We start from the raw sequence: 9,970 nt of genomic DNA, 5'->3' as shown, positions 1-9,970 counted from the left end.
GACTTCGTCGCCCTCAACGTCGCCATCGGCGGCGGCTACAATCCAGGTGGAAAGCCCGTCGCCCCGCCGAAGCCGACCCCTTCGCCGAAGGCAAGCTGAACAATGGAATGATAAAAGCCCCGCCCTCGCGGGGCTTTTTATTTCGCGCAATGGCCCTGATGATAGGATAAATTGCGCAAAGCCTGAATTTGGATTCGACAAGCCGTCTGGGCTGATGTACGCAATGATTAAACGATTAATCTACCGACATCGGAAATCATGGCCCAGACGCGACCGGGACCGAACCTGAGCAGGATAGCGACGTCGCTTGGCGTATCCGTCGCGACGGTATCGAATGCCCTGTCCGGCAAGGGCCGCGTCTCGGAACAACTGGCGGAAAAGATACGGGGCCACGCCGCCGAGCTCGGCTATGTGCCAAGCCAGGCGGGACGCGCCTTGCGCACCGGTCGCAGCGGTGTCCTTGGCCTTGTGCTGCCTGACATTGCCAATCCACTCTTTCCCAAGCTTGCCCAGGCGATCGAATTCGCAGCCACCGCCGCCGGCTATGGCGTCCTGATCGCCGATTCCAGAGGCGACGTGTCAGCCCAGACCGAAGCCATTAACCGGCTGGTCGAACGCGGCGTCGAAGGCATGGTCATCGTACCCCGCCGCGCTACACGCGTATCCGCGGCGAGCTGTCCGGTTGCGGTCATCGATACCGCCTCGACGCCTGGCAACACCGTGGCAGCCGATCACTGGCAGGGGGGACGCGACATTGCCTCGCACCTTGCGGATCTTGGCCACCAGCGCATCCTCATCATTGGCAACAATCCGGAATCGAATGTCCAGAACGATCGCGCCGGTGGCATCCGCTCGGGCCTGCGCGATGCCATGAGCGCGACGACCCTCTGGGTCGAAAAGCTGGAGCGCGAACGCGGCAGCGGCTGCAGCCTGGGCCTCGCCGATAAGGTGCGCGAAGGTTACACCGCCTTCGCGGCACTTTCGGATCTGCAGGCCCTGCGCGCACTCACCGAGTTGCAGCGCGATGGAATCGATGTCCCCGCAGCCGCAAGCGTGACGGGTTTCGACGACCTTATCTGGTCTCCCGTCGTGACCCCTGCCCTGACCACGGTCGCCATGGACATGGTCACGATTGCTGAGATCGCGATATCGTCGCTTGTGGAGACGATCAGGACGAGCGGCACCCGCGAAGGCAAGCTCGTTACTTCCGACATCGACCGGGTTCCCATGAAGCTGATTGTCCGCCAGTCGTCCGGACCATCCAAACCCATGCCAAAAACACCTACAGACGGAGAACTGCCGAAATGAAAAAAGCTCTCGTTGCCTCCGCGGCATTTATGGCTCTGGCTCCATTCGGCGCCCACGCGGAGCAGAAGACGCTGACGATCTCCGTCTATGCTTTCGCGCAGGATGACTTCAAGACGATCGTATACGACCCCTTCGAGGCGAAGTGTGGCTGCAAGCTGGTGGTCGAAACCGGCAACAGCGTCGAGCGCCTGGCGAAGATGGAAGCCAATAAGGCCAACCCCGTTATCGACATGGCCGTCGTCTCCATGGCCGATGCGCTGTCGGCCACCCGCAAGGGCCTGATCGACAAGATCGACACCTCGAAGCTCACCAATTTCGGCAAGCTTTACGACCTCGCCAAGGATCCGAACGGCGACGGCATGAGCGTCGGCTACACCTTCTATGCCACCTCGATCGCCTACCGCTCCGACAAGATGAAGATCGAGAGCTGGGCCGATCTGCTGAAGCCCGAATATGTCGGCCACGTCGCCTTCCCCAATGTCACCACCAACCAGGGCCCGCCTGCGCTCTACATGCTCGGCCTCGCACTCGGCAAGGACACGCCCGACCTGAAGGCGCCGATCGCAGCCGTCGGCGAGAAGAAGGACGACATCGTCACCTTCTATGAAAAATCCTCGCAGCTCGTGCAGCTGATGCAGCAGGAAGAAATCTGGGCAGCCCCGATCGGCCGTTTCTCCTGGGCCGGCTTCACCAAGCTCGACGTCCCCGTATCCTGGGCAACCCCCAAGGAAGGCCAGACCGGCGGCATGAACGTCATGGTCATGACCAAGGGCTCGAAGAACCAGGACCTCGCGCTGCAGTTCATGGATTTCTGGCTCTCCACCGAGATCCAGACCAAGCTCGCCGAAAAGCTGGTCGACAGCCCCGCCAACAAGGAAGTGAAGGTCTCCGACGAGGCCGCCAACAACCTCACCTACGGCGAGGACACGGTAAAGAACCTCAAGCTCATCCCCTCGGCCGCAGCCTTGGATAACCGCGCCGGCTGGCTGAAGGATTGGAACGACACGGTCGGCCAGTAACGGCCAGTCACCCACAGGATGGCTCCGGCACCGGCTGGAGCCGCCTTATGCGATTGCTCTGAGAGACGCCTCATGTTTCAAAACCGCACGGAAGCCCTGGCGCTTGCCTTGCCCGCGGCCCTGTTCGCCGCGCTGGTCTTCCTGCTGCCCGTCGTCATCCTTCTCTCCGAAGGTTTCCACATCGACGGCAGCTGGACGCTCAGCGCCTATACCGGCTTCTTCTCGCAATCGCTGAACCGCACGGTCTTCCTGCGCACCTTCAAGCTCGGCCTCGAAGTCACCGCTGTCTCGGCCGTCATCGGCTATGCGGCGGCATTTGCCATCGTCAACCTGCCGCCGAAGGGCAAGGGCCGGATGATCGGCCTCGTGACATTGCCGCTGATGATCTCGCCGGTTGCCCGCACCTATGCCTGGATCGTCATCCTCGGCCGCACGGGCATCGTCAACCAGGCGATCCAGGGCCTCGGCCTCAGCGACAGCCCGCTGCGCCTGCTCTTCACCGAGACCGCCGTCTTCATCGGCCTGCTGCAGCTCTTCCTGCCGCTGATGATCCTCTCCCTGATCAGCGCGCTCGAAAACATGCCGAAGGACGCCATTCCGGCCGCCCGCGTGCTCGGCGCCAACTGGTTCCAGGTGTTCTGGAAGGTGATCCTCCCTCTCACCCGAGAAGGCATCGTTGTCGGCGGCACGCTCGTCTTCACCGGCTCGCTCACCGCCTACATCACCCCCGCCGTGCTCGGCGGCTCCAAGGTGCTGATGCTGGAAACCCTGCTCTACCAGCAGGTCTCCGTCGCCAACGACTTCGTCGCCGCCAGCGTCATCGCCTTCATGCTGATCGTCATGAGCTTCGCCGCCAACATCCTGCTGAAGCGCCTGGCGACAGCCCGAAACAGAACGGGGAGGAACGGACGATGACATCACGCATCCTCTCCCCCCTTGTCCTCGGCCTGCTGCTGGTCTTCCTGATTGGCCCGTTCCTGATCATCATCGCCGCCTCGATGTCTGCGGGCGACACGCTCGCCTTCCCGCCGCAGGGTCTGTCGCTGAAGTGGGTCGCCAAGGTCTTCACCATCGAGAGCTTCCGCGACAGCTTCGCCATGTCGATGCTGCTTGCCGTCGGCGGCACGCTGGCCGCCCTCGTTCTCGGCATCCCCGCCGCCTATGCCCTGTCGCGCTACAGGCTGCCGGGTGGCGAGACCATCCGCACCATCGTCTCGCTGCCGATCATCGTGCCCGGCATCATCGTCGGCCTGGCATTGCTGCGCCATCTGGTCGTCCCCTTCGGCTTCAACATCACGCTGGCGCTCTTCTTCGCGCACACGGCGCTGGTGCTGCCCTATGCGGTACGCGTCGTCTCCGCCAGCCTCAACAACCTGCGCTCGGATATCGAGGAGGCAGCCGTGCTGCTCGGCTCGTCGCGCCCGGGCGCCTTCTTCCGCGTTGTCATGCCGAATATCCGCGGCGGCATTCTCGCCGCCTTCATTCTGGGCTTCGTCACCAGCTTCAACCAGGTTCCCGTCTCGCTCTTCCTGTCAGGTCCGGGCGTCCGCACGCTGCCGATCGACATGCTGGGCTACATGGAAACCACCTACGACCCGTCGATAGCCGCCCTTTCGGCGCTGCTCGCCTTTCTTTCCATCGGCATCGTCTTCCTTGCCGAACGCTTCCTGGGGTTCTCTCGCTATGTCTGACACCTATCTGCAACTCGACAAGCTGACGCTTGCCTATGGCGATACGGTCGCGGTGAAGGATCTCGATCTCTCGATCAAGAAGGGCGAGCTCGTCGCCCTCCTCGGCCCCTCCGGCTGCGGCAAGACCACGACGATGCGCTCCATCGCCGGCCTGCTCAACCCCGCCTCCGGCCGCATCACGCTCGATGGCGCCGATATCACCCGCGTCTCCGCCAACAAGCGCAATGTCGGCCTGGTCTTCCAGTCCTACGCGCTGTTCCCGCATCTGACCGTCTATGAAAACGTCGCCTTCGGCCTGCGCCTCAAGGGCGTCGGCGGCCAGGATCTCGACAGCAAGGTCACGGCATCAATCAAGTCCGTCGGCCTCGCCAGTTTCGCCGCGCGCAAGCCGGGCGAACTCTCCGGCGGCCAGCAGCAGCGCGTGGCGCTTGCCCGCTCCATGGTGATGGAGCCCAAGGTGCTGCTCCTCGACGAGCCGCTCTCCAACCTGGACGCCCGCCTGCGCCTGGAAATGCGCGCCGAGCTGCAGCGCGTCCAGAAGGAAACCGGCGTCACCATGATCTTCGTCACCCACGACCAGATCGAGGCGCTGGCGCTCGCCGACAGGATCGTCGTGATGCTGAACGGCGGCATCGAGCAGATCGGCACGCCGGAAGAAATCTACAACAAGCCCGTCTCGGCCTTCGTCGCCGATTTCGTCGGCTTCGAAAACGTCTTTGCGCTGGAAAACGGCAAGCTCGCGACATCCAACTCACTCGTCGAGCTTTCCGCTCCAGTGCCGCCCGCCCTCGCGACAAATGCCGTGAAGGGCCTGGCCTGGCGTCCGCGCATGGTGATCCTTGGTTCAGGTCCTTTCCAAGGCACCGTGCGCGGCACCTCGTTTGCCGGCAACGTCAGAGAATATCTGCTCGACACACCGCTCGGCCCCATCAAAGCCGAGGTCGATGCCGGCGAGCCGAGCCACGCCATCGGCGCCACGCTTGCCTTCGATCTGCCGCTCGCGGCCGCTGCCCCACTCTCTCGCTACAGGTAATATCATGGGCGTCTGGATCGACACCGACATGGGCTTCGACGACATCGCCGCCATTCTGGTCGTGGCGCATGCCAAGCTCGACATTGCAGGCATCTCGCTGGTCTTCGGCAACACGCCGCTGCCGCAGGTGAGCAGAAATGCCGCCGGCGCCGCAAAGGCCTTCAGCTGGACCTTCCCGATCCACTCCGGCCGCGCTTCAGCCGTGCTTGGAGAGATCGAGACCGCCCAGGCGATCCTCGGCGAAACAGGCATCCCGACATCGGGCAAGACGCTGCCCGACGCTCCCGCCCTGCCCGAAAGCGACGCCTTCACAGCACTCTGCAACTGGCTCGAGCAGGACGGCCCGCACCGCATCCTGGCGCTCGGCCCGCTGACCAACATCGCGGCTCTCGCGCTCGCCCGCCCCGGTCTCGCCGCCCGCATCACCGAGCTCACCTGGATGGGCGGCGGCGTCACGGCTGGAAACCACACCGCATCCGCCGAGTTCAACGCGCTGGCCGACCCCGAGGCGCTCGCCATAGTCATCGCCTCCGGCCTGCCGCTGCGCATGGTCGATCTCGACCTCTGCCGCAAGGTCATCGCCGTCCCCGATGACGTTGCCCCGATCCGCAAGGCAGGCGGCGCCAACGCCGAGATACTGGCCGATTTCCTCGACGGCTATATCGGCATCGGCACCAGCCGTGGCCGCTTGGGCATGGCGATCTACGACCCTTGCGCCGCCGTGGCCTTCGCTCACCCCGAGATCGTCACCTTCCGGGCAGCGCGCATCGACGTCGAGCTGCAGGGCAAATTCACGCGCGGCCGCACCGTGGTCGAAACCCGCGCCACCCACGCCAAGCCGAACGCCGACTACGCCGTCGAGATCGACAGCGAGGCCGCCCGCGCCATCATCCTCGGCGCGCTCCAGCAGGAGGCCGCCCGATGAGCCAGTTGGAACCGATGGACCTCAGCGATCCCAAGCTGCGCGCCCGCGCGGTTGCCGCTGCGCGCGGCGATGCGCCCTTCGACGTGCTGATCACGGGTGGACAGCTGCTCGACGTCGTCACCGGCCTGATCCGTGACGCCGATATCGGCCTCGTCGGCCCGCTGATCGCAAGCGTGCACGCGCCGCAAAGCCGCAAGGACGCCGAGGAGACGATCGACGCCCGTGGCAGCATCATAGCGCCGGGGTTGATCGACACGCATATGCACGTCGAGAGCTCGATGGTGACACCAGCCGAATATGCGGCCGCGGTTTTGCCGCGCGGCGTCACGACCGTCGTATGGGACCCGCACGAGTTCGGCAATGTGCATGGTCTCGACGGCGTTCGCTGGGCCATCGAGGCCTCGCGCGGACTGCCCTTGCGCGTGATCCTTCTGGCACCTTCCTGTGTCCCCTCAGCACCCGGCCTCGAAGTCGCCGGCGCTGATTTTGGCGCGTCCACGATCGCCGAGATGCTGCGCTGGCCGGATATCGGCGGCGTTGCCGAGGTCATGAACATGCGCGGCGTCATCGACGGCGATCCGCGCATGACATCGATCGTCAATGCCGGACTTGCCTCAGGAAAACTTGTCTGCGGCCATGCTCGCGGACTTGAGGGTTCGGATCTCAACGCCTTCATGGCGGCAGGCATCACCTCCGATCACGAGCTGACCTCGGCCGCCGATCTCCTGCAAAAGCTCGCTGCGGGCCTGACCATCGAGCTTCGCGGCTCCCACGATCACCTCCTGCGAGAGTTCGTGGCGGCGCTGAACGGCATCGGCCAACTACCCTCGACGGTGACGCTGTGTACCGACGACGTTTTTCCAGACGAACTCTACTATTGCGGCGGACTTGACGACGTCATCCGCCGGCTCGTCAGCTACGGCATGAAGCCGGAATGGGCGCTGCGCGCCGCAACCCTCAATGCCGCGCAACGGCTGAAGCGCCCCGATCTCGGTCTCGTCGCGGCCGGACGCCGCGCCGATCTCGTCCTTTTCAAGGATCTGGTCGAATTCGAGACCCGGATGGTCTTTGCCAGTGGCCGTGCGGTATCGCGTGACGGCGCCATGTGCCAAGAGGCCACGGCCCTGGAAAGCACGCCGCTCCAACACTCCGTCAAGCTGCCCATCTTGACCGAAGACGACTTCCGCATCCGCTCCGAGGGCCACCGCGTTCGCGTCGCCACGATCGACCGTCCGCGCTTCACTCAATGGAGCGAGGCGGAAACGGCCGTCGAGAACGGCTTTGTCGTTCCGCCAGCCGGCAGTGCCATGATCGCCGTCGCGCATCGCCATGGCAAGGTGGACGGCAGGCCGCGCGTCGGCTTCCTCACGGGGTGGGGCGAATGGCGGGGCGCCTTCTGCACCACCGTTTCGCATGACAGCCACAACCTCACCGTCTTCGGCGGCAATGTCACCGATATGACGATCGCGGCAAACGCGGTGATCGCGGCCGGCGGCGGCATGGCGGTCGCGCAGGACGGTGAGATCAAGGTGCTGCTGCCATTGCCGCTCTCCGGCCTCGTCACCGAGGCGCCATTGCAGGAGACCGCCGCCACCTTCCGTGCCATCCGCAATGCGATGGAACAAGTCGTTGACTGGAAGCCACCTTACCTGGTGTTCAAGGCATGCTTCGGCGCGACGCTTGCCTGCAATGTCGGCCCGCATCAGACAGACCGCGGCATCGCGGATGTTGTAACCGGCAAGGTCATGGAAAGTCCCGTTCTGGAAATCCTCTGACGGCTGGGCCGCAGATCACGGCGCGCCGTCACCTACGGCGCGCAATTCCCGCTCGACAAGCGTCGTCCAGAACGCGACGCCCGGTCCGATCGCCCGGTCATTGAAGTCGTAGGCCGTGTTGTGATGCAGGGCGCCATCCACAGCCGGCCCATTGCCGAGCCAGACGTAGCAGCCCGCGGCATTCTGGCCAAAGAAGGCAAAGTCATCGCCTGCGGTAGATGGCGGAAAGCTGGTCCGTACCTTTTCGCCGAGCACTGCGACCGCCGCACCAAGCGCTCGCTCGGTTGCATCCCGATCGTTGACCACGGGAGGGATGCGACGTTCAAACTGGTAATCGGCCGCGATCCCGAACATCGTCGCGGTGCCGGCGGCAAGGCGCCCGATCTCCTCTTCGAGCTGGTCGCGCACTTCGGCGGAATAGGCGCGTGCGGTACCGCCGATTTCAACGATATCCGGAATGACGTTCAAGGCTTTGGGATCGCCAGCCTGCAGCGAGCAGGCGCTGACGACCGCCGGCTGCAACGGATCGACAACACGGCCGACGATCGTCTGCAACGACGACAGGAACGTCGCGGCAGCCGTGATCGGGTCACGCCCGAGATGTGGCTTGGCGCCGTGCGTGCCGGTCCCTCGGAACGTCACGCGCCAGCTATCGGACGAAGCAAGCTGCGGACCTTCGACCACTGCCATCTCATCGACGGCAAGCCCCGGCATATTGTGCAAACCGTAGACGGCGTCGCAGGGAAAAAGCCGGAACAAGCCGTCGTCCACCATGCGTTTTGCACCGCCCCGGCCCTCCTCGGCCGGCTGGAAGATGAAATGCACGGTGCCCGAAAAGTCCCGCGTCGCAGCCAGATGCCGCGCCGCGCCAAGCAGCATGGTCGTATGACCATCATGACCGCATGCATGCATCTTGCCCGCGACCGTGGATTTGTATGGCCGCTCGGCCACCTCGGGCATGGCCAGTGCGTCCATATCGGCACGAAGCCCGATCGTTCGTGTCCCATTGCCCACCTGAAGCGTGCCGACGACCCCCGTTCCACCAAGGCCCCGGTGCACTTTCATGCCGGCCTCTTCCAGAATCGTCGCAACGATGCCGCTGGTGCGCTCCTCCTCGAAGCCGAGTTCGGGATGCGCGTGCAGGTCGCGGCGAAGTTCGGTGAGGAAGGGCAGATCGTTTTCGATCCGGGCGGGAATGCGCATGAGCCTGGATGTCCTGTAAATGCAAATCGGGCGCCAGAACGGCGCCCGCGATAAGGTCCTTTTATCAGATAAAAGCGCTCGAAGTTCAACCTCTGGAGACCTGACCACAGGTGTTTGCCGTAGCTAACTTCGGCTGCCAGTACTTTCTCGCGCCGGATATTCCACCCTTGACAGTCGGAGCAACCGAATGTCCTATTTTCCGCAACGCAAGAGAGCTTTCATGAGTGACGATCCGACCCCTGCGGACAGCAAACTGACCACATCCAAACGTCGTTGGGCGAGCGAGGGCAAGTTCCTGACCGGCCGCATCAGCCGTCCGGACGCCGACCGCTTGCCGCCTGGCCAGCATCTCGTGAAGAACTGGCCGGTCCTCGATCTTGGGCAACAGCCGACCGTTTCCGTGGATAGCTGGCGACTTGAGGTGCGCGGACTGGTGGAAACGCCATTGGATCTGAATTGGACCGCGTTTCAGGAACTGGACCAGAGCACCAGAGTCTCGGACATACATTGCGTGACGACCTGGTCTCGTTACGACAACCAGTGGCAAGGCGTCTCCACCCGCGATCTTCTCGATCTCGCAATGCCGAAGGCCAATGCGAGCCATGTCATGCTGACCAGCTACGACGGTTACACCACGAACCTGCCGCTGGCGGATTTCGCCGCGGAGGATGCAATTCTGGCGACCTCCTGGGAAGGCCAGCCGCTTTCAAGGGATCATGGCGGACCGATGCGCCTCGTCGTGCCGCACCTCTATTTCTGGAAGAGCGCCAAGTGGCTGCGCCGCATCGACCTCTTGGCCGCAGACGCTGCCGGTTTCTGGGAACAGAACGGCTACCACATGTATGCCGACCCTTGGCGCGAACAGCGCTATTCCGGCGATTGACTCTTCAGCGCGACCGCCTCCGGTCGGCGGCACAAGCCTCTTTGCGGTGCAAACACAGAAATATAGTACCAACTGGTACCGTATTTACCTCGCGGTAATCCGCGCGGGTTATCTGGAACATGCATCACCAAAA

At 63.7% G+C, this 9,970-nt stretch carries 9 protein-coding genes; 8 read left to right on the top strand and 1 reads right to left on the bottom strand.

The annotated features are described in order from the left end of the window. Positions 1 to 258: 258 nt before the first annotated feature. From A6U87_RS17235 to A6U87_RS17205, 7 genes are all read left to right on the top strand, one after another. Positions 259 to 1,308 carry a LacI family DNA-binding transcriptional regulator gene (locus A6U87_RS17235; protein WP_065692526.1) on the top strand — a complete coding sequence of 350 codons (1,050 nt, stop codon included), beginning with the start codon at positions 259 to 261 and terminating at the stop codon, positions 1,306 to 1,308. Further along, positions 1,305 to 2,327 carry an ABC transporter substrate-binding protein gene (locus A6U87_RS17230; protein ID WP_065692525.1) on the top strand — a complete coding sequence of 341 codons (1,023 nt, stop codon included), beginning with the start codon at positions 1,305 to 1,307 and terminating at the stop codon, positions 2,325 to 2,327. Before A6U87_RS17235 ends, A6U87_RS17230 begins: the two co-directional genes overlap by 4 nt. Positions 2,328 to 2,399: 72 nt before the next feature. Continuing rightward, a complete protein-coding gene (locus tag A6U87_RS17225) occupies positions 2,400 to 3,242 on the top strand; it encodes an ABC transporter permease (protein WP_065692524.1) in 843 nt (280 codons plus the stop codon). After that, a complete protein-coding gene (locus tag A6U87_RS17220) occupies positions 3,239 to 4,018 on the top strand; it encodes an ABC transporter permease (RefSeq protein WP_065692523.1) in 780 nt (259 codons plus the stop codon). Before A6U87_RS17225 ends, A6U87_RS17220 begins: the two co-directional genes overlap by 4 nt. Beyond that, positions 4,011 to 5,051, top strand: a complete 1,041-nt coding sequence (locus A6U87_RS17215; RefSeq protein WP_065692522.1) for an ABC transporter ATP-binding protein — start codon at positions 4,011 to 4,013, stop codon at positions 5,049 to 5,051. Before A6U87_RS17220 ends, A6U87_RS17215 begins: the two co-directional genes overlap by 8 nt. A 4-nt stretch (positions 5,052 to 5,055) precedes the next feature. Then, on the top strand, positions 5,056 to 5,976 hold the full coding sequence (locus A6U87_RS17210; RefSeq protein WP_065692521.1) for a nucleoside hydrolase: 921 nt from the start codon (positions 5,056 to 5,058) through the stop codon (positions 5,974 to 5,976). Continuing rightward, positions 5,973 to 7,751, top strand: a complete 1,779-nt coding sequence (locus A6U87_RS17205; protein WP_065692520.1) for an adenine deaminase — start codon at positions 5,973 to 5,975, stop codon at positions 7,749 to 7,751. The genes A6U87_RS17210 and A6U87_RS17205 overlap by 4 nt, the downstream gene beginning before the upstream one ends. Before the next feature lie 15 nt (positions 7,752 to 7,766). Here the strand turns inward: A6U87_RS17205 and A6U87_RS17200 are convergent, their stop codons facing one another. Beyond that, the gene (locus A6U87_RS17200) at positions 7,767 to 8,954 is read right to left on the bottom strand and encodes a M20 aminoacylase family protein (RefSeq protein WP_065692519.1); all 1,188 of its coding nucleotides are present in this window, start codon (positions 8,952 to 8,954) and stop codon (positions 7,767 to 7,769) included. A gap of 220 nt (positions 8,955 to 9,174) precedes the next feature. Between A6U87_RS17200 and A6U87_RS17195 the strand changes: the two genes are divergently transcribed. Beyond that, the gene (locus A6U87_RS17195; protein ID WP_065692527.1) at positions 9,175 to 9,837 is read left to right on the top strand and encodes a sulfite oxidase-like oxidoreductase; all 663 of its coding nucleotides are present in this window, start codon (positions 9,175 to 9,177) and stop codon (positions 9,835 to 9,837) included. The last annotated feature ends 133 nt before the right edge of the window (positions 9,838 to 9,970 follow it).

It is taken from the genome of Rhizobium sp. AC44/96 (assembly GCF_001692185.1).
In the GTDB taxonomy this organism is placed as follows: Bacteria; Pseudomonadota; Alphaproteobacteria; order Rhizobiales; family Rhizobiaceae; genus Rhizobium.
The sequence above is the reverse complement of the archived record's forward strand: the minus strand, read 5'-3'. Positions and strand labels throughout refer to the sequence as shown.

Excerpts from the sequence above, each read along its gene's own strand:
- A6U87_RS17195 (WP_065692527.1), top strand. The coding sequence starts at position 9,175 with ATGAGTGACGATCCGACCCCTGCGGACAGCAAACTGACCACATCCAAA.
- A6U87_RS17215 (WP_065692522.1), top strand. The coding sequence starts at position 4,011 with ATGTCTGACACCTATCTGCAACTCGACAAGCTGACGCTTGCCTATGGC.
- A6U87_RS17230 (WP_065692525.1), top strand. The coding sequence starts at position 1,305 with ATGAAAAAAGCTCTCGTTGCCTCCGCGGCATTTATGGCTCTGGCTCCA.
- A6U87_RS17235 (WP_065692526.1), top strand. The coding sequence starts at position 259 with ATGGCCCAGACGCGACCGGGACCGAACCTGAGCAGGATAGCGACGTCG.
- A6U87_RS17220 (WP_065692523.1), top strand. The coding sequence starts at position 3,239 with ATGACATCACGCATCCTCTCCCCCCTTGTCCTCGGCCTGCTGCTGGTC.
- A6U87_RS17225 (WP_065692524.1), top strand. The coding sequence starts at position 2,400 with ATGTTTCAAAACCGCACGGAAGCCCTGGCGCTTGCCTTGCCCGCGGCC.
- A6U87_RS17200 (WP_065692519.1), bottom strand. The coding sequence starts at position 8,954 with ATGCGCATTCCCGCCCGGATCGAAAACGATCTGCCCTTCCTCACCGAA.
- A6U87_RS17210 (WP_065692521.1), top strand. The coding sequence starts at position 5,056 with ATGGGCGTCTGGATCGACACCGACATGGGCTTCGACGACATCGCCGCC.
- A6U87_RS17205 (WP_065692520.1), top strand. The coding sequence starts at position 5,973 with ATGAGCCAGTTGGAACCGATGGACCTCAGCGATCCCAAGCTGCGCGCC.